Consider the following 19,405-nt stretch of genomic DNA (forward strand, 5'->3'; position numbering starts at 1 on the left):
TTATTTCCCCTTTCGCCCATATAGCTTTGTTAACTTTTTAAGCTTAATACTGAGTGTTTCATTAATATCTTCTTTTTCCATACGCCAGCGCCAGTTAATGCCGCCAATAGTAGATGGTATATTCATACGTGCCGTATTATCAAGTCCTAATAAATCTTGCATTGGTATAATAGCAGTACTTGCCGGACTTGCCCAAACACCACGAATAAATCCCCAATGATAACCTTCTTTTTTAGTAAGTCGTAAATAGCGTTTTGCAAAATTTAATGCCTTTTTATTTTCCTTCTGTGCCATCCAACCTACAATTGTATCATTATCATGTGTTCCTGTATAAACAACAGAATTTTGAATTTGATTATGTGGTAAGTACTCGCTATCACCTTTAGGATCAAATGCAAACTGCAATATATTCATACCTGGATAACCAGTACCTTCACGTAATGCAATAACTTCATCCGTCATAAATCCTAAATCTTCAGCGATAATATTAACTGCGCCAAGTTTGTCTTTAATAGCCTCAAAAAGTGCTAAACCTGGACCTTTTGTCCATTGACCATTTTTAGCGGTTTTATCACCATAAGGTACCTCCCAGAAAGATTCAAATCCTCTGAAATGATCAATACGAATGACATCATATAACAAAGCATTTTGTTGTATTCTTTGAATCCACCAATCATAACCTGTCTTAGCCAATGTTTCCCAATCATAAATTGGATTTCCCCAGAGCTGACCATCTTCTGTAAATGCATCTGGCGGACATCCTGCAACTGTAATTGGTGTTCCTTCTTCATCTAACTTAAATAATTCTGGATGTGCCCAAGTATCACTACTGTCTCCAGCTACATATATAGGAATATCTCCTATAATTTGAATGCCTTGACCATTCGCATATTCTTTAAGCGTCATCCATTGCTCATAAAATATATATTGAAGAAATACCCAATAGCCTATTTCATCTTTAAGTGCATCTTTATAACTTTCTACTACACTCTCTTCTCTTTTTTTAAGAGGTTCTTCCCATTCTTGCCAGCTGACCTCATCTTTACTTATTTTAATTGCCATAAATAAGCTATAATCGTCTAGCCAACTTGCATTTTCTTTTTGGAACTTATTCATTTCCTTTAATAGGTTTTTATTATTTTTTGCTTTTTCATATGCTTCTTTCAAAGCAGCCATCTTCTTAGGTACAACTTTTTCAAAATCTACGCTTTTGGAATCGTTACCGCTATTGCATATACTTGCATAAGTTGTTTCTTCTAATAGTCCCTCATCCACTAATGCTCTTAAATCAATTAAATAAGGGTTTCCTGCAAAAGCTGAAAAGGCTTGATAAGGTGAATGACCATATCCAGTAGGTCCTATTGGAAGTATTTGCCAATATCTTTGACCAGCTGCTTTTAAAAAATCTACAAATTCATACGCACATTTTCCAAAAGTTCCTATACCTTCTGCTTCTGGTAATGATGTAATATGCATCAAAATCCCACTTGCTCGTTCCATGCTGCCCCTCCTATATCTAATCTAAGTTAAACTCTTAAACTTAATTAATACCTTAATTTAGATTTGGTACCGTTTCCAAACGGTTTAAAAAATTTATAAATTAATGTTTTAATATTTAATTTATTTAAATACATCTTAAAATATACTAGCGTAAAAGTCAATAAACTTTTTATTATTTTATAATTTATTGTACATTTTACTAAATTATAAATTTTGTTATATGACTTTTAGACAAAAAAAATAAAAGGTATTGCAAAATAAAATACTAGGCACTTAAGTGCTACGATTCTCCCCAAGTGCATCAAAAAATCACACCAAAGGTAGATGTATCATACCAAGTGCCTAGCTCTATTATTAAATATATTAGGAAAGTCAAATTACTATGCTGCTTCTATTTCTTGTAGTAACAATTATAATAATTGGTTATATCTTTAAACGCATAAAACTTTTCGCCATTTATATCTTCTATAGGTGTAAGTTTAGATAGAGGTACTTTCTTAAAAATAGTCTTCATATACCTAGATGGAATATACAGTTGATTTTTAAAAAAAGTACCCGTTAAATCATAACGCATATAACTTTCATTTTTTATATCAGCCTCTTGCTGCAATGTGCCAATCACATTCAGTGCACCCGTGAGCTGTTTCATTTCATCTGTTAAATCAGGTTGATCTGTTAGGGTATAATCTTCCTTGCCATTTTCCCTTACCTCTGCCATATCCATATCTACATATAAAATTCCCTTGATTCTTGGATAGTTCTTTAACAAATCATCATAAAAGTAATCTAATTTCTGTTTCGCATCATAAATAGTATACGTATGATCTACCCTAGAAAAGTGTGAAATTGCAAGTCCTGAAATAAGCATAGGTTTACTATATTGGAAATTCTTATAAAAGAAATCTATGGCTTCTTTGCCATCGTATACATAAGCCTCTCCAGACTTATATCTCGGAATATAAATATTAATTCCTACCCAATCTACATATCGGTTTCCTGGATAATAAAACATGCTTTCATACGCCTTATTATCAGAAATGCTCCATACAACAACTGCATTCTCAATGTATTCTTTTATCACATTATATGCTCTCTCATAAGTTTCCTTGTATGCCTCTGGACTTCCCATAGTTGAGCTTACTGGAAATAGTTCAATAAATACTGGTATATGATAAGCACTTTTCAAATCCATTGCCAAGCGATATATCGGTGTCAAATCTCCTTCAGATTTAAAGTAGACTTTAATGTAAGGCGTCTTTTTCTGTGCAATACACTTTAATATTTCTTTATTTGCAATACGTTCTTCAGGATTATATTGAAAAATCTTAAAGGCATTCGTAGCCCCTATTAAATTGTCGAACCTTCTAATATCTCTGCCAATATTTTGATCCGCACTTACATCAGCACCTAAATATACTCCTTTTAATGGTTCATAGGCTGCTAAATTAATGCTATCTTTGATATAAATAGTTACATCTTTTTCTTTTTTAGAAGCTTCTATATTTGAAACTGTAGTATCTTTTTGTGTACAGCCACCTAACATACAAGTACAACATAAAAAAATAATTCCTATTAAGTTTGCTCTTTTCATCCGGCTCACCTCATAGAAATTATTGTCAATTATTCCCTATTTTATTCATTGCTAATTATTTTGTTCTCTATTTTGTAAATAGCAATCTAATGTTTTTAAATAATTAAGATACATTCCTCCCTCTACAGGAATTAAATATTGCTTTTCAAAAGCAGTATATGGAATAGACTTTCTTCCGCCATTTAATGCATCTTGATAATAACTATCTAACGTTTCAATTGGTAAAAAATAATATTCGCCATATTTCTTAAAATAAACAATCAAAAAGGCTTCACCACCTTGTTTATGAAAAGCATTCATAAAATTTACCTGATGGGCATGAATATTATTAATTGGTAAAAAGCCCTTTGTCGTCTCCTTCGCATCAAAACAAATGCTAATGCCTTGTACGACGCCAATATAGTCGACAGTACTTTTTTGATCAAAGTATGCTAGCGTTATAACTCGCTTCTCTTGATCAATACGAATTGGCTTAATTGGTGTCGGTACTTTTTGTACAACTGCCAACCCTTTTTCTAAAAAAAGTTCATTCGTTACATTAATTTGCTCTTCTAGTTCATTTCCTCTAAGTCCCCTAGTATTCCAATAGCCCATTTTTTCCCTCTTTTCTTGATTTTCTGTAAAATTACGGTTATTATTAAATAAGATTAGGATATATTTTCCATTTATACATATTTTAAACTGACTTATCCATTCATCAATTATTCTTATAGGAGGTGTTTACCTTGCCACGCTTTGTGCATTTTTTTAAGACATTTTATCAAAAACAATTTTTCAGGTTGCCCGCCGAGCAAAAAGCTAAACTTCTGGCCCGGGATCATTTTTACTTTTTAGCCGGCATCTATTATATGGAGGCAAAAAAATATAAAGATGCTACACCTTGTTTTCAAAAGGCTAAAGCATATAGACATTTAATCGTAGTTTATCAAAAACAAGGACTTTACTCAAAAGCACTTGAAGTTGCTGAAGCTCACGGATTTTATGATTTAGGTGCTAAACTTTGTCTACAAATCGAGAACACAAAAAAGGCTGCCTCTTTTTATGCACATGAAAAACCTTTAAAAGCTGCCAAGTTATATGAAAAAGGTCATTTTTTCTTTGAAGCAGGTTTAAATTATCTTAAAGCTTATGAACCTACCAAGGCCTTTGAATGTTTTAGCCAGTGTTCCAAATTAGCGGACAAGCAAAAAGGCCTAGATTACTTAAATGAATTCGGTCTTGTCCTTTATTTTACTAAACAGTACGAAGATGCCTTTAAAGTTTTCTTATCTCTAGAAGACTACTACTCTGCCCTAGATTGTGCAAAGAAACTAAAAGAACCTATTCTAATTGATTCTGTTACAATGCTTCTCGCAGCCTATGAGGCTGAAAATGCACATTACTTATTGGCCGGCAAATGTGCTGAAACTGTAGCACCCGAACGTGCTCTTGTTTACTATGCACAAGGTAAATCTTATTATGACATGATTCGCCTGCTTATTTCAAGACAAGAATATGAAAAAGCAGTTAACGTCTGCATCCTACAAAATCAATTGGAAATGGCCTATGAGATTGCACATACCTATGATTCTACTTTAATGGTCATATAACTTACATACATCTCATTTCAATTTATATACAAACTTTAAAAGCTGATTGATTATATATCACACTACTTAATAGCTATAATCACAAATAGAGCAATCACACATCTGTGTAATTGCTCCATCTATTTTCATTCTTTCTTTATTTTATATAAGCGCTTCCCCAGCACAGATTTCAGAATAAATCTTAGGTGCAGGTACTGTAAACACGCGGTCTTGTAAATAAACAAATGGTGCTTTGCAAAGTTCAAACTTCACTTTATAGGCACATAATATTTGAGAACGAAGGCCATATTTACTTACAAAGTATTTATTTTCAAGTTGATCACCATACTTAGGGTCTCCAATAATCGGATGACCAATTTGACTTAAATGGGCACGAATTTGATGTGTTTTACCTGTTACAAGCTGTACTTCTACAAGCGTATAACGACCATTTGTTTTTAAAGGTAAAATACGTGTTTCTACTGGTTTTGCCCCTTCTACATAATGCTCTGTAATGACCACTTCATTTTTGCCCTCTTGTTTTACATGATATCCTTTTAAAATCATAGGAGCACTAATACGTCCTAATACAATACTCATGTAATATTTAGAGATTTGCTTGGTCTTTAACATATCACTTAAAACTTGTGTGGCGGCAATATTTTTACCCACTAATACAATTCCAGCTGTATTACGGTCTAAGCGATTACATGGTGCTGGTGTAAATCCTTTAGACCTACTTGGGTCATAACTTCCATTTTCTTTTAAGTATGAAAGTACTTCATCTGCTAAGCTGTGACCGTCTGCATGGTCTTTTTGGGTTAAAAGGCCCATTGGCTTATCTGCAATAAGAATATTCTCGTCCTCATAAACTGTTTTAAAGCTAATAGGCACCTTAGCTACCTTCTTTTCTACAACAAATTCAGCAAATTGTTCCTCCGTAAAAAAGATCTTAATTTCATCCTGTGCTTTTAAAATCTCATTGCCTTGAGGCTTTTTACCATTATATTTAATTTTTTTAGTACGCATGCCCTTGTAAATTAAACTTTTAGGACAACCGGCTAAATATTTACCTAAAAATTTATCCAATCTCTGATTGGCTTCTACATCAGTAATTACTATTTGTCTCATTTTTCCACCATTTTACATTATTAATTCTTGAATAAGTTGTGTATGTTCTTCCAACTTTTCACTTGTATAACAAGCATCCTTCTCAATTTTTACCATTGTGTTTTTAAGATTATTTTCAGTATCTAACTTTACAAAATGAATTTGTTTTATTTCAATTCCTTTTGCTTTTAAACGATTTTCAAGCCAAAGTCTATTTTTCTTAAGTACTTCCTCGTTACATACTAAAAAGTAAATGCTTCTAGAGGTTACAACAATATGTTCAATTAATATAGTCGCTCTTGCATCCGGAATAATACAACTATGAAAGAGACTATAGCTTCCTTTCATAGTTTCAAGAATTTCACCTTCTCTGCTATTGCCATCTTTAAATTTTAAATAAACACATAAGCGTGATAAACTTAAGGCTAAACCAATCACTAAAAATCCTGAAATAATTGTGAAGATATTCGCACGTTCCCCAGTTATCATAATGCCAATACCATAAACTATAACAACTACTAGCGTCCAAATGCCCGTATATATGCTATATTTTTTCTTTTGTTTTTTAATATAATCTTTTTCCTGTTTAATCATCCCATCACCTACTGTGTATAAATCATTTTAACTGTCATGCCACCATCAATAACGAAATTGCTACCAGTTATGAAACTTGCCTCATCCCCTGTTAGATACATAACCGCATTTACAATGTCTTCCGGCATTCCTACACGTCCTACCAAATGTTGTGCATGATCGGCTTCTGTTAGTGCCGTAAACTTACGATACTTTTTCTTCTTATATTGTGAAACATCAATCCATCCTGGACTAATAGCATTCACTCGCACACGATGTGCTAAACTATTGGCTAAAGCATGGGTGAGTGCTAAAAGTGCACCCTTCGATGCAGAATAAGCCTCTGTATGTGGCTCACTCATCAAAGCCCTTGTAGAGGAAACATTAATAATGCTACTGCCTTCTGGCATATGTGGTCCACAGTACTTTGCACATATAAAAGCACCTGCTACATTGACACGCATCACTTGGTCAAAGGCCTCAACACTACTTGTAAAAAGTGTATCAGAGGCTTCTCCTGTATTAATTGCTGCATTATTAATTAATATATCAATCTTGCCGTAGCGTTCAATGACCATCTGTACCATATCTTTCACAGATTGTTCTGAGCTTACATCCGTTGGAATCATTAAACAGTCTCCACCAATTTCACAAATAGCAGCTTCTGTTTCTTTTCCAGCTTCCTCGTCAACTTCTGCAATAATGACACTCGCACTTCGTCTTGCATACTCTACAGCAATACAGTGTCCTATACCTTGCCCACTGCCTGTAATTACAACAACTTTCCCTTTAAAGTCCATAAGCTTCCTCCTTTTGCTATGATGCACCTCAACTTTAGTATCTTTTATTATAACAAATAATCTAAAAGACGTATACTCCTTATAGCGTTTATCCTTAAAAAATCACATTTTTTGTCATAATAACGTTGCGATTTTATATTTTGTCTTATTTTAGCATAAAATCAAGGGATGTTACGTTGATGTAACATCCCTTTTTATTACCTATTAAATAGTTGTAAACTCTGTAAATAAATCTTTTGCTTCATCAACCTTTTGTGGACTACCAAAAACGCAGTACATATTTTGCTCAAGGCAAGCTTTAAGCATTGGTGCAAAGCTACGTAAAGTTTCATTGGTTGTAGCAAATAACTCATCTCGTGATGCTTGCTGTTCTTCTTGTTTAACACCTACTAAATGATATACTTGAGCTGTTTTACCCTCTGACGCTGGTGTATATGGAAAGTCTAACTGGCTAATTGTACCTATAAGATATTGTACAAGCTCACGTTCAGATAAATTAATATTTGCCACATAGTCTACTACTTCTTTATAAATTGTCAAGGTCTCCTTGATATTAGGGTCGCGATAAGAAGCAAAGAACATGTTGCCACTTCTTCTGAAGTCACAGAAGCAACCATATGCACCATTTTGAACACGTACACGACTCCATAAATAATCCATCGATAAAATTGACTTAAGCATCATAAGTCCACCATTATAATTATAGCCGGCTTCTTTAAAGTTATACCCTGTTGCCACATAATTTACTTGACTTGGATAAATTAAGGCTTCTTTTTCTTCACTTACTTCAAATTTCATTTGGAGTGGACTATAATCTGCTTCTTGCATGCCGTATAAGCCTTGTGTGATTTCTTCTGTAACAGTCTGTGTTAAATCCTCATCTACTGTCACGCCCACTACAATACGCTTTTTATTATTAAGGTACGCATATGCTGTCTTAAGCCCTGCAATTGTTTCTTCTTTACGATTTTCCCAATCTTTTTCAATTTCACATACGAAATGATAGAAAGTAAGTCCTTTTGTTTTTTCTTCAAAGGCTTCTGCACTTGATAAATGTGAAAGTAATCTGCCATAAGCTACACGATGACCATCTCCACTAATTGAGGATTCCATAAGTGCTTTCATTTCACGAATAATTTCTAAAAGACGCTCACCATTGTCAAATTGTGTATTCGTTATAATTTCACGCATAATTGCAACTTGTTCTTTGATATGCTCCACAAGCGCTTTAGATTGAATTTGGAATACAGGTAGATATTTGTTGTGAGACCTTAAATCATTTAGTCCTTGAATAGCAAATGAAATACTTCCTAAGTTCTCATCAATCACATGTGAAAGATCCTCATACTTATAGTTCTTTGTATCTAACTTACTAAGCATTCCTACAATCATACCAAGATATGGCATATACTTATCTTCAATGCCCTCTAATTTAATATGCCAGTTAATATAAGCTATTTTATTTGTAAAAACAGGTGTTACAATAAACTGCGTACCGTCTTTTTCCATTGTGTGATAGCGTGGATAGGTACTTTCACGTCTTAAATCTTCTTTTTTAAGAAGCGGAATACAACTTAATGTCTCAGGTGGGTCCACCTGTGCCTGGAAGTCATTAAAGCTTTTTGTTTGTGCAACTAATACTTGGATTTCCTCCTCTGATAGGCTTTTCTTATATTCTGCAAGAATTTGTGTTACCTTTTCATCCTGTTCTTTTTCAAGTCCAACCTTAGGATATAAAATAACTCTTGCTGCATGTGAATTACCAAGTAAATATTTCTTAATAAGTCCTTCAAAATAACCTGAATAAGCCTTTGCCTTAATATTTCCGATTTCTTCTTCATATTTTAAGTAAGTATATGGTGAAGCATCATATACCCAACTCTTAAGCGCTGCTAAACCATAAAATAACCCTTTAGAATAACCGCTTGAATCACTTTCACGAAGTTCAAACTCTTTAACTTGAAGTGCACCTTTTAGAAGTGCTTCTGGAATACCTTCATTTGCAATTCTTGCCAGTTCATTTTGAATCACTTCATAAAAACGCTCTTTCTTATCTTCTTTTGCATTTTTAGCAACGATTGTAAAGATTGGCTGTCTTAAATGTGTTTGGAAAGCACCATAAACATCTTCACCGATACCCTCGGCGATTAAGGCTTTCTTAAGAGGTGACGCTGGTGTATCTAAAAGTATATACTCTAAAATAGACATAGCTAACATCAGCTCTCGATCTGTAGCTTCACCTACCACCATGTTATAAGATAAGAAAAGTCCATTTTCTTTATCTTCAGCAGCTGAGTAATAACTATGTTTTTCAATTTCCTCATTAAAAGCTGATTGTACTTTAATCTGACTATCAATTGGTGCATAATCAAATTTTGATAAATATTCATTATCAATATAAGTAAGTGTCTCATTCACATCAATATTTCCATAAATACAAATATAACTATTTGATGGATGATAATATCTGCGATGGAAATCTAAGAATTCCTCATAACTTAAGTCTGGAATACAGCTTGGTGCACCACCTGATTCATTTTTATAAGTTGTATCTGGGAAAAGTGTTTCTTTGATATAACGGAAGCCAATTTCTTCTTGTGAAGAAAAGGCACCTTTCATCTCATTGTAAACAACACCTTTATAAACAATAGGGTCTTCTGGATTTTCTAAATGATAACGCCATCCTTCTTGCATAAGAATTTCTTTTTTGTCATAAATTTTAGGGAAAAAGACTGCATCTAAATATACATCCATTAAGTTATGGAAGTCTTTATCATTTTGACTTGAAATTGGATAAAGTGTTTTATCAGGATAAGTCATTGCGTTTAAATAAGTGTTAAGTGAACCTTTTGCAAGTTCTACGAATGGGTCCTTTAATGGATATTTCTTAGAACCACATAATACAGAGTGTTCAATAATATGGGCAACCCCTGTACTATTTGATGGTGGTGTTCTAAATCCAATACAAAAGCTTTTGTGTGCGTCATCATTTGGGATAATGAGTAATTTCGCTTTTGTTTTTTCATGTATATAAATATCAGCTTCGCTGTCTATTTCTTTAATATATTGTTGTTCTTGTAATGTATAACCTTTTACTGGATAAGCCACAGCTTCCCCTCCTATTTCATTTTATTATTTTAATCATTAGTACAATTATAATCTTTGACCTTATTTTTGTCTACTTAACAAATACCTCCTTTATTCTAGTCCTTTTTCTTTGCCGTCTATTTAACTGTTTGCTACCGTATTTATTATTAACGTGCACTATGCCTTAAATTATATTTATTCATATTACAAGGATTTAAGACGCAATTTGTACAAGAAGCTCCTTAAAATAGCACTGTATTTTATAATTAGTATGCCTATGTAAGCAAAAAAAAATAACACTATAAATAGTGTTATTTCAGGCTGTAGACAATTAACTTTTCCATAGTATTTTACTAGTCTAGAAATAGAAAACAGAGGTAAAAATGGACCTAAACTGCTCTTTTTACCCCTATTTTAATAGATTTTCTTGAATAATCCTCACTTAATTTGTGAGTTTATTTTGGGAAAATTCATTTGTCAACAATCTGATAACACTATAAATAGTGTTATTTAATCCTGCTGCTCATTAATTTGATTAGCCATCTGTTTAAGTTCTTGGCGATTATCATATAGATTTCTTAAAGTTCCTGTGATATCATATTCAAAGTTCTGCATATCTTGATGCACAGACTCAAGTGCTTCCTTAAGCTGTTTTTCTGCACTTTTAAAAAGGTCTTCTGCATAATCTACAGCTCCCATATGAATCTGTCTCGCATCTTCCTGGGCTGTCTCAATAATATTTTGTGCCTTTTCTCTTGCATACTGGGTAATTTCATGCTGATCAATTAAACTGGCTAATTTTTCATTAGCCTCCTCTAGAATAAGACGTGCCTCATTTTGTGCATCACCTAAAATCTTATTGCGCTCCTCAAGAATACGCTCTGATTGATAAACCTCAGTTGGGAGCTTTAATCTAATGTCATTTATAATCTCAAGTACTTGCTGCTTATCTACAGAAATCTTACCTGAAAGAAATCCTGTCTTTCCATCTTCTATTAATTCATCAAGCTGATCTAATAACATGACGATTTCGCCGCATCTTGCATTTTCCACTTTAATTACCCCTTATCCCATTTATTTTTTAACTGTTCTTCGACGTAAGTTGGTACAATTCCATGAGGGAGTCTCTTATATAAAGAAAGTTCTCTCACACTACTTGAACTCACACACTGATGTTCAGGTGCAGTCATTAAAAAAATGGTTTCTACGCTTGGCATTAACTTTTTATTTATCTGTGCTAGCTGCATTTCTGCTGCTAAGTCTGCACCATTACGTAGGCCTCTAATAATTAAGTTGGTATTTTTCTGCATGGCATAGTCTACAAGCAGACCTGAGAAACTATCTATCTCTACATTATTTAAATGACTTGTCACAGCACTTAACATTTCTTTTCTCTCATCTACCGAAAATAAACCATTTCCTTTTTGATAGTTGTATAATACAGCCACAATTAAGTGATCTACTTGAGTAGCTGCACGTTCTATAATATCTAAATGACCACAAGTAACTGGGTCAAAACTACCTGGATAAATTCCTACCTTCACTGTTTTATCCTCTCTTTAAAAAGCTCAGCACAGTTGTGCGATAATTCTTTTCTTTCCATAATACCAAATCTTGAGGGTATTTTACAATACTATTTGTACCACCTTCTAAAATAATATATCCCTCTTCACTTAACAAATCACAATCCACGATATTTTGAAGTACATCGCCAATTGTTTCTAATGCATAAGGTGGGTCCATAAAAATAATATCAAACTTTTGACCTTTAAGCTGATTAATAGCTGCATTTACATCACAGGCATAAATTTTAGCTTCATTTATAAGTCTTGTCTTTTCCAAATTTTCACGAATACATTTTAAAGCTTTTTCATCTCTTTCTACAAGTACAGCCATTTCAGCACCACGACTAAGGCTTTCAATGGCCATAGCACCACTCCCACTAAATAAGTCTAAGAAACGACACTGTGGAATATCAAAAGCAATCATATTAAAAATAGTTTCCTTAATACGATCTGTCGTAGGGCGTGTTCCCATTCCCTCCGGCGCCACTAAATTTGTTCCTCTACACTTACCACTAATTACTCTCATACATAAGCCTCCTCATTCTAGTACCCTTCATTACTTACTAATACTCATTTATTACTTTAATTTTTCATTTTTAATTGCTTTCTACTTTATATTTTTCACTGCTTTTTCAAGGCTTCTATAGTGCATTATGCAGCGACTCTTGATTCAATCGCTCCTTCATTTCATCTAATAGCTGATTATTTTCTGAAAGGCTTAAAGATGGATCCATATCCAAAAGTAATTTCACACACTTCTGAACTTCTTTTAAGACCTTAGCATCTGTATAAAGGTTAGCAATTTTCATTTCTGGCAACCCATGCTGTTTTGTCCCAAAGAATTCACCAGGTCCACGTAGCTTAAGGTCTGTTTCAGCAATCACAAAGCCATCTGTACTTTCTTCCATAATCTGAAGACGTTTCTTTGTTACCTTACTTTTTGAATCACTTACTAAGATACAGTAAGACTGATGTTTTCCGCGTCCTACACGTCCTCTTAACTGGTGAAGCTGTGCTAGTCCAAAACGCTCTGCATTTTCAATTACAATAATTGTGGCATTGGGTACATTAACCCCTACCTCTACAACTGTAGTTGAAACCAGTATTTTAATCTCACCACTTGCAAACTGATTCATAATCGCATTCTTTTCTTTAGGTTTCATTTTCCCATGTAAATAACCCATCGGAATATTGGGGAACTCTTCTGCTTGCAGCTGCGCCGTATATTCAATAACATTTTTAAGTTCACTCATCTGTTCATTTTCTTCTACCATTGGACAAATAATATAACATTGTCTGCCTTCATGAATATGCTTTTCAATAAAACGATAAATTCTCTGATGGTAATTAGAATCCACTGCATTCGTCTTGATAGGCTGACGTCCTGGTGGCAATTCATCAATAATAGAAATATCCATATCCCCATATAAAATAAGTGCTAATGTTCTTGGAATCGGCGTTGCTGTCATAACCATAACGTCTGGCACTGTCCCTTTTTCAGTCAGTTTAAGACGCTGTCTTACACCAAATCGGTGCTGCTCATCTGTAATTACAAGTCCTAAATTAGGCATCTCTACAGGATCTTCTATTAAAGCATGCGTTCCTACTAACACATGAAGTTCTCCTGCTTTAGCACGCGCAATTAACTCTCTCTTTTGCTTAGCAGTTGTAGAACCTGTAATAAGCCCAACCTCTATGCCAAAAGGTGCCATAATCTCCTTTAAGAATTCATAATGCTGCACAACAAGAACTTCTGTAGGTGCCATAAGCGCCCCTTGATACCCATCCTTTACTGCAATAAACAAAGAAATAGCTGCAATAACTGTCTTACCTGAACCTACATCACCTTGTATCAGGCGGTTCATTGCATAAGGACTTTTCATATCTCCCACAATTTCTCGCATGACACGCTTTTGCGCACCTGTCAATTCAAAAGGTAAAGTCTCCATAAAGGCACTTAACTCACCAGTAATCTTATGGGATACACCTAATAATTTTTTAGCAAAATCTGCCTTTAATTGATATAAAGAAAGTTGCAACATAAAAAGCTCTTCGAATACAAGTCTTTTACGTGCTGCAAAGAAACTTTCTGAATTGCTTGGGAAGTGTATTTGGTGAATTGCTTCTGCCTTTGAAACTAAATCATATTGCCTACGAATATTTTCAGGAATTGGATCAACAATCTCCTCCTCCACAGCTTCTAAGCTCTGTAAAATTAGGCTACGAATAACCTTTTGAGAAAGCTTCTGTGTAGCTGCATAAATAGGTGTAATTTTAGCCACTTCACCTATTTTACTCGGATCCGCTACCTTCTGATATTCTGGAGAATCCATCTCCACCTTTCCATATTGTCTTTTGATTTTGCCATACATTAAATAACGTTCTCCTACGGAGAAATTATTTTTCATATAAGCTTGTCCATAGAATGTAACAAAAATACTTCCTGTGGCATCCTTAACACGGAAAGTTACTAAAATATGATTGCCCTTACGTGTTACTTGAGGCGTTGAAGCCACTACAACCAATATATTGATAGGTGTATCAAGTTCCATTTCTGCAAGGGGTGTGATTTTACGCCTATCTTCATATTCTCTTGGATAATGCTCTATCATGTTTTGTAGTGTAAAAATGCCGAGCTTATTAAGTTTACGCCCAACTTGTTCTCCTACACCCTTTAAATTGCTAATTGAATCTTTTAAATGCATACGCCACCTCCTCACTAATTTTTATCTATCAAAATAAATTTTATAACTCACTAAAAAAGCCATTACACTAAAGTTTAGTGTAACAGCTCTTTTACAAGTTATTCTTATTCTGCAGAAATCATGAAGTAGTAAACTGGTTGACCACCTGAATAAAGTTCTACGTCAGCATCTTCGAAAAGTGCCTCTGCCTCTTGTTTAAACTCTTCTGCTACCTCTTCTGTAATGTCTTCGCCATAGTAAATTGTAATAACTTCAGCATCTTCTTTCATTGTTTTTAAAAGATCCTTGAAAGTTTCTTTTAAATCTTTTTTATGCACAAGGATTTTACCTTCAAGCATACCTAAGTATTCCCCTTCGACAATACTTTCACCATCTAAAGAAGTATCTCTTACTGCAATTGTAATTTGAGCTGTTTGAACTTCTTTGATTGCATCTTGCATAGCTTCTAATACTTCATCAATATTTTCATTTCCATCTTGAGCAATCATTGCTGAAATACCTTGTGGAATAGTTGTTGTTGCCACAACTTGAACATTAATATTTTCTTCAATAGCAGCTGCTTGTTGTGCTGCTAAAATAATATTTTTATTATTTGGAAGTACAACAACATTTTTTGCATGACAGTTTTTAACTGCTTCTAAAATATCTTCTGTACTTGGATTCATTGTTTGACCACCTGTAATAACCTGATCTACACCAAGGCTAGACATAATTTCTGCAATGCCTTCACCTGCTGCTACAGATACAAATCCGATTTCTTTTTGTGGTACTTCTTGTTTTGATGCTTCTTCTTCATTGAAGATTGAAGAATGCTGCTCACGCATATTCTCGATTTTTAAGTTATGAAGTGCTCCGAATTCTAAAGCTTTTTGAAGTGCAAGCCCTGGATTATCTGTATGCACATGCACTTTTACATATTCTTCATCAGATACAACTACAATACTATCCCCAATGCTTTCAAGATATGCTTTAAAGTCAGATTCTACATAATTAGCACCTGGATTTTTAGTTGCAATAAACTCTGTACAATAGCCAAAAGTAATATCTTCTGTATTGAAGTTTTTAAGCGCACTAAAAGCTTCATTTGGTTTTGTTCTAACTGGTGCTTTGATTTCTATTTGAAGATCTTCGCTGATAACGCGTGCACCACCTTCTAAAATACAAAGCAACCCTTGTCCACCGGCATCTACTACACCAGCTTCTTTTAATACTGGCAGCATCTCTGGTGTTTTATGAAGTGTCTCATAACCATGCGCAAGTACTTTTTCAATAAAGACTTGGAGATCTGTTGTCTCAAGACTTACTTCTAAAGCTTTTGTTGCTACTTCTCTAGCTACTGTTAAAATAGTTCCTTCTTTTGGTTTCATAACTGCTTTATAAGCAGTATCTACACCTTTTTGGAAGGCATTTGCAAGGACTACTGTATCTACGATTTCACCTGCTTGCGTTGCCTCTGTGATTCCTTTTGAAAAACCACGGATAAGTTGTGAAAGGATAACACCCGAATTTCCACGTGCACCTCTTAATGAACCTGTCGCTGCTGCTTTAGCTACTGCTATCATATCATTACCATCTACAGCCTCTACCTCTTTAGCTGCTGCAAGAATTGTAAGTGACATATTTGTACCTGTATCACCATCTGGTACAGGGAATACGTTCATTTCATTGACCATTTGTTTTTTTTCATCTAAGAGCTGTGCACCTGCAATAAACATGGCCTGAAGCTTACTGGCTTCTATCTTTTCATATTTCACTTTATTTACCTCCTCAAACCCAAAGGTTCTCTTCTACCGAATTTACTCTTTATCTACTCTAACGCCTTCGATAAATACTTTTATACTTTCTACTTCAATGCCTAATGCATCTTTTACTTTATATTTGACTGTACTCATAAGGTTATCAGCCACTGCTGAAATCTTTGTACCATATTCTACGATAATATGAAAATCAATATTTGCTTTATTTTCATTTAAACGTACAGCAATCCCACGAGATAAATTCTCCCCTTTTAAAAGATGTACAAATCCATCTTTTACATTACGAGACGCCATACCTACTATACCATAACATTCCATTGCTGTCATTCCACTAATTTGTGCAATAACTTCTTCATTTATAATAATATTACCATATTCATTTGAAAATTTACTTGGCATATTTATAAACCTCCTAATCTGGCTTTATGCTGTCATATTAAAATTTTTAATAATATTATATCATAACTTGTATATGGATGAAAGGCTTTCTCACTTTTCCTTACCTTAATTTGGTTTTTTAAAAATAATCCTCAAACACTACTTGAATTCTACAATATTATCTGTTACAATAAATCGTGTTATGTCACGGATTAATACAAGGAGGTGTTCAAAATGGCAAAATGCGAAATCTGTTCAAAAGACGTACATTTCGGTATCAAAGTTAGCCACTCTCATAGAAGATCTAACAAAATGTGGAAATCTAACGTAAGAAAAGTTAGAGTTAACCAAAACGGAGCTGTTAAAACAATGAACGTATGTACTCGTTGTTTACGTTCTAACTTAGTATCACGTGCTTAATTTGATAATAAGTTAATATTTCATAAAAATTGGACATCCTTTATGGATGTCCTTTTTTATTATACCCAATTTAATCTTTTTTATACATAAATTGAGTCTAGACCTTAATGTTAAGCTCTAGACTCAATTTATTTTTATCATATATCTTAATCACTTGCTAAAATGATTAGTAATAAGCCTTTTTTTATTTTTATAGATGCCTTGCTACTAATCATATAATTACTTACACCAATTGGACTTCCTGCTGGCAAGATGCCATCTATTAAACTATAAGCTAGTCCTGTCGTATACACACCTTCTACCTTTTCGCTAAAAGGAAGTAAACTCACAAGCTGACCTTCTTTTCCTTTAAGCTCAATTTCATCTTCTATTAAGCAAACTGTATTTTGGTCATTCATAAGTGTAGCTTTTACCCCTTGCTTTAATGCACTATATAATAGATGTACATTTCCCAGGGTATGATCTAGGCGAGAGCCTATTCCTCCCCATATCACAACTTCCGTTGCACCCTTTTCTATAGCATAACGAAGGGCAAGCTCAGTATCTGTTTCATCCTTATGACTCGAGAACTGCTCCATAGGTACGCCTAAATCCTCGAAATACAAAAGATCTATAGGATTTGTGCTATCAAAGTCTCCTACAATAAGGTGAGGGATTAAGTTTAGTTTACGGCAATGCTTCATACCCCCATCCGCACAAATAATATAGTCATATGTATCCCAATTGTTACAAAAACTATAATCGCCATAGGCGCCATTTGTTAGAATTAAAGTCTTCATGCACTATGCCTCGTATTTTTCAAATATTTTCATAAAGGCAGCTGCATTGCCTTCTGCATCTTTGCCATCATAAACTGATGAACCAGCTACGAGCAGATTAGCGCCTGCATCAATAATACTTTCTACATTGGCAAGTGTTACGCCGCCATCTACCTCAATCAGTATTTCTCTATCTTTTGTCATTTCTTTTACTTGTTTAAGCTTTTCTAAAGTATATGGAATGAACTTTTGTCCTCCAAAGCCTGGATTAACTGACATAATAAGGACAAGATCTAAGTCCTCAATAATAGGTTCTAAAAGGCTTACAGGTGTGCCAGGATTAAGTGCTACCCCTGCTTTCATACCTAATTCATGTATACGCTGAATTGTACGGTGTACATGTTTAGTTGCCTCTAAGTGTACTGTTACATAATCAGCTCCTGCTGCTGCAAAGTCAGCTAAATATCTATCAGGCTCCTCAATCATAAGATGCACATCCATAACACCCGTAATGTGCTTACGAAGGCTTTTAGCAATAGGTGCACCTAATGTAATGTTTGGTACAAACTGTCCATCCATTACATCCACATGAATATACGCCGCGCCACCTTTTTGTACTGTTTCAATTTCTCTTTGTAAATTAGCAAAATCTGCTGCTAATATTGAAGGACTTAAATGTATCATTTCCCTACCATCTCCTTGTATCTTTTAGCTGTTTATAATAAGTCATATAACTGTTATAACGTTCCTCAGAAATTTCACCTTCTTCAACTGCAGCTTTCACACTGCAACCTGGTTCATGTGTATGGGTACATCCTGAGAACTTACAAGTTCCCTCATAAGGCTCAAATTCAATAAAATAATGTCTTAAATCTTCTGCCGCAATACCATCTAATTGCAAAGATGTAAAACCTGGTGTATCAAGCACAAATCCACCTACTGTAAGTGGCATAAGCTCTACATGTCTTGTAGTATGTTTTCCACGTTTAATCTTCTCACTTACTTCACCTGTTTCCAAGGTAAAGCCTTCTTCAATGGTATTTAATAATGTTGATTTACCCACCCCAGAAGGTCCTGCAAATACAGTGGTCTTATCTTGAAGTTTTGGCATTAAAATATCTGTATTGAGCTTTTTCTTAGCCGATAAACAAATCACCTCATACCCTACTTTTGTATAGCGGTCAACAATGTACTGATAACTTTCTTTGTTACCTTCATCTATTTTGTTAAGTACTATATAAGGCTTGATGTGTTCTCGTTCAATATGAATTAAAAAGCGATCTAATAAATCTAAGTGAATTTGTGGGTAAGTTACGGAAAACACAACCATTGCCTGATCCACATTTGAAACAGGTGGTCTTATAAGACTATTTGTTCGTGGTAAAATTTCCTCAATTGTTCCTTCCAAGAAGCGATCTGTAGAGTTTTCTTCTTGTTTTAAACTAATCATTACCCTATCACCTATAAGAGGTGTCATATTTTCTTTTCTAAATTTTCCTCTTGCTTTACATTCATAAATGGTCTTGTTAGCTTCTACATAGTAGAAGCCAGCAATTCCTTTAATAATAGTACCCTGTACCATATCATTCTCCT

The 19,405-nt window shown here is 34.3% G+C and carries 18 protein-coding genes; 2 read left to right on the top strand and 16 right to left on the bottom strand.

What is annotated here, in order from left to right:
- From malQ to AC1VAQ_RS01580, 3 genes are all read right to left on the bottom strand, one after another.
- Positions 1 to 1,500, bottom strand: a complete 1,500-nt coding sequence (gene malQ / locus AC1VAQ_RS01570) for a 4-alpha-glucanotransferase (RefSeq protein WP_303243722.1) — start codon at positions 1,498 to 1,500, stop codon at positions 1 to 3.
- A 391-nt stretch (positions 1,501 to 1,891) separates the two neighbouring features.
- Complete coding sequence (locus AC1VAQ_RS01575) at positions 1,892 to 3,091, bottom strand: glycosyl hydrolase (protein ID WP_479903416.1); 1,200 nt, start codon at positions 3,089 to 3,091, stop codon at positions 1,892 to 1,894.
- A 51-nt stretch (positions 3,092 to 3,142) separates the two neighbouring features.
- On the bottom strand, positions 3,143 to 3,685 hold the full coding sequence (locus AC1VAQ_RS01580; protein ID WP_302596654.1) for a Holliday junction resolvase RecU: 543 nt from the start codon (positions 3,683 to 3,685) through the stop codon (positions 3,143 to 3,145).
- Positions 3,686 to 3,939: 254 nt separating this feature from the next.
- Between AC1VAQ_RS01580 and AC1VAQ_RS01585 the strand changes: the two genes are divergently transcribed.
- Positions 3,940 to 4,680, top strand: a complete 741-nt coding sequence (locus AC1VAQ_RS01585) for a hypothetical protein (protein WP_302596653.1) — start codon at positions 3,940 to 3,942, stop codon at positions 4,678 to 4,680.
- Between the two features lie 141 nt (positions 4,681 to 4,821).
- On the opposite strand, the gene AC1VAQ_RS01590 is transcribed toward AC1VAQ_RS01585, so the two are convergent.
- From AC1VAQ_RS01590 to AC1VAQ_RS01635, 10 genes are all read right to left on the bottom strand, one after another.
- Positions 4,822 to 5,790 (bottom strand): RluA family pseudouridine synthase, encoded by a 969-nt coding sequence (locus AC1VAQ_RS01590; protein WP_302596652.1) that lies wholly within the window; start codon positions 5,788 to 5,790, stop codon positions 4,822 to 4,824.
- A gap of 12 nt (positions 5,791 to 5,802) precedes the next feature.
- The gene (locus AC1VAQ_RS01595) at positions 5,803 to 6,363 is read right to left on the bottom strand and encodes a hypothetical protein (protein WP_302596651.1); all 561 of its coding nucleotides are present in this window, start codon (positions 6,361 to 6,363) and stop codon (positions 5,803 to 5,805) included.
- Between the two features lie 8 nt (positions 6,364 to 6,371).
- Positions 6,372 to 7,142, bottom strand: a complete 771-nt coding sequence (locus tag AC1VAQ_RS01600; protein ID WP_479903417.1) for a glucose 1-dehydrogenase — start codon at positions 7,140 to 7,142, stop codon at positions 6,372 to 6,374.
- Between the two features lie 204 nt (positions 7,143 to 7,346).
- Positions 7,347 to 10,250, bottom strand: coding sequence for an insulinase family protein (locus AC1VAQ_RS01605; RefSeq protein ID WP_302596649.1), 2,904 nt, complete (start codon positions 10,248 to 10,250; stop codon positions 7,347 to 7,349).
- A gap of 489 nt (positions 10,251 to 10,739) precedes the next feature.
- Complete coding sequence (locus tag AC1VAQ_RS01610) at positions 10,740 to 11,282, bottom strand: ATPase (RefSeq protein ID WP_302598187.1); 543 nt, start codon at positions 11,280 to 11,282, stop codon at positions 10,740 to 10,742.
- 5 nt (positions 11,283 to 11,287) lie between these two features.
- Positions 11,288 to 11,773: a pantetheine-phosphate adenylyltransferase gene (gene coaD / locus AC1VAQ_RS01615; protein ID WP_302598188.1), complete on the bottom strand. Its 486-nt coding sequence runs from the start codon at positions 11,771 to 11,773 to the stop codon at positions 11,288 to 11,290.
- A gap of 4 nt (positions 11,774 to 11,777) precedes the next feature.
- Positions 11,778 to 12,320: a 16S rRNA (guanine(966)-N(2))-methyltransferase RsmD gene (rsmD, locus tag AC1VAQ_RS01620; RefSeq protein ID WP_479903418.1), complete on the bottom strand. Its 543-nt coding sequence runs from the start codon at positions 12,318 to 12,320 to the stop codon at positions 11,778 to 11,780.
- Positions 12,321 to 12,435: 115 nt separating this feature from the next.
- Entirely contained in the window at positions 12,436 to 14,499 is a 2,064-nt protein-coding gene (recG, locus tag AC1VAQ_RS01625; protein ID WP_302598190.1) for an ATP-dependent DNA helicase RecG, read from the bottom strand.
- Positions 14,500 to 14,603: 104 nt separating this feature from the next.
- Positions 14,604 to 16,253, bottom strand: a complete 1,650-nt coding sequence (locus tag AC1VAQ_RS01630) for a DAK2 domain-containing protein (RefSeq protein WP_330697570.1) — start codon at positions 16,251 to 16,253, stop codon at positions 14,604 to 14,606.
- 42 nt (positions 16,254 to 16,295) lie between these two features.
- Positions 16,296 to 16,655, bottom strand: coding sequence for an Asp23/Gls24 family envelope stress response protein (locus tag AC1VAQ_RS01635; protein WP_302598191.1), 360 nt, complete (start codon positions 16,653 to 16,655; stop codon positions 16,296 to 16,298).
- Positions 16,656 to 16,868: 213 nt separating this feature from the next.
- Between AC1VAQ_RS01635 and rpmB the strand changes: the two genes are divergently transcribed.
- Positions 16,869 to 17,054: a 50S ribosomal protein L28 gene (rpmB, locus tag AC1VAQ_RS01640; protein ID WP_054739154.1), complete on the top strand. Its 186-nt coding sequence runs from the start codon at positions 16,869 to 16,871 to the stop codon at positions 17,052 to 17,054.
- Positions 17,055 to 17,200: 146 nt separating this feature from the next.
- Here rpmB and AC1VAQ_RS01645 read toward each other — a convergent pair whose 3' ends face one another.
- From AC1VAQ_RS01645 to rsgA, 3 genes are read right to left on the bottom strand one after another with little or no spacing between them, the layout of a single operon-like run.
- On the bottom strand, positions 17,201 to 17,833 hold the full coding sequence (locus AC1VAQ_RS01645; protein WP_302598192.1) for a thiamine diphosphokinase: 633 nt from the start codon (positions 17,831 to 17,833) through the stop codon (positions 17,201 to 17,203).
- A gap of 3 nt (positions 17,834 to 17,836) precedes the next feature.
- Complete coding sequence (rpe, locus tag AC1VAQ_RS01650; protein ID WP_302598193.1) at positions 17,837 to 18,496, bottom strand: ribulose-phosphate 3-epimerase; 660 nt, start codon at positions 18,494 to 18,496, stop codon at positions 17,837 to 17,839.
- A 4-nt stretch (positions 18,497 to 18,500) separates the two neighbouring features.
- Positions 18,501 to 19,394 carry a ribosome small subunit-dependent GTPase A gene (rsgA, locus tag AC1VAQ_RS01655; RefSeq protein ID WP_302598194.1) on the bottom strand — a complete coding sequence of 298 codons (894 nt, stop codon included), beginning with the start codon at positions 19,392 to 19,394 and terminating at the stop codon, positions 18,501 to 18,503.
- Positions 19,395 to 19,405: the final 11 nt, after the last annotated feature.

This window comes from Cellulosilyticum sp. (assembly GCF_982396655.1).

What these genes read in the sequence shown, in the direction of transcription:
- malQ (WP_303243722.1), bottom strand. Translation starts at nt 1,500, where the DNA reads ATGGAACGAGCAAGTGGGATTTTGATGCATATTACATCATTACCAGAA.
- AC1VAQ_RS01575 (WP_479903416.1), bottom strand. Translation starts at nt 3,091, where the DNA reads ATGAAAAGAGCAAACTTAATAGGAATTATTTTTTTATGTTGTACTTGT.
- AC1VAQ_RS01580 (WP_302596654.1), bottom strand. Translation starts at nt 3,685, where the DNA reads ATGGGCTATTGGAATACTAGGGGACTTAGAGGAAATGAACTAGAAGAG.
- AC1VAQ_RS01585 (WP_302596653.1), top strand. Translation starts at nt 3,940, where the DNA reads ATGGAGGCAAAAAAATATAAAGATGCTACACCTTGTTTTCAAAAGGCT.
- AC1VAQ_RS01590 (WP_302596652.1), bottom strand. Translation starts at nt 5,790, where the DNA reads ATGAGACAAATAGTAATTACTGATGTAGAAGCCAATCAGAGATTGGAT.
- AC1VAQ_RS01595 (WP_302596651.1), bottom strand. Translation starts at nt 6,363, where the DNA reads ATGATTAAACAGGAAAAAGATTATATTAAAAAACAAAAGAAAAAATAT.
- AC1VAQ_RS01600 (WP_479903417.1), bottom strand. Translation starts at nt 7,142, where the DNA reads ATGGACTTTAAAGGGAAAGTTGTTGTAATTACAGGCAGTGGGCAAGGT.
- rsmD (WP_479903418.1), bottom strand. Translation starts at nt 12,320, where the DNA reads ATGAGAGTAATTAGTGGTAAGTGTAGAGGAACAAATTTAGTGGCGCCG.
- recG (WP_302598190.1), bottom strand. Translation starts at nt 14,499, where the DNA reads ATGCATTTAAAAGATTCAATTAGCAATTTAAAGGGTGTAGGAGAACAA.
- AC1VAQ_RS01635 (WP_302598191.1), bottom strand. Translation starts at nt 16,655, where the DNA reads ATGCCAAGTAAATTTTCAAATGAATATGGTAATATTATTATAAATGAA.
- rpmB (WP_054739154.1), top strand. Translation starts at nt 16,869, where the DNA reads ATGGCAAAATGCGAAATCTGTTCAAAAGACGTACATTTCGGTATCAAA.
- AC1VAQ_RS01645 (WP_302598192.1), bottom strand. Translation starts at nt 17,833, where the DNA reads ATGAAGACTTTAATTCTAACAAATGGCGCCTATGGCGATTATAGTTTT.
- rpe (WP_302598193.1), bottom strand. Translation starts at nt 18,496, where the DNA reads ATGATACATTTAAGTCCTTCAATATTAGCAGCAGATTTTGCTAATTTA.
- rsgA (WP_302598194.1), bottom strand. Translation starts at nt 19,394, where the DNA reads ATGGTACAGGGTACTATTATTAAAGGAATTGCTGGCTTCTACTATGTA.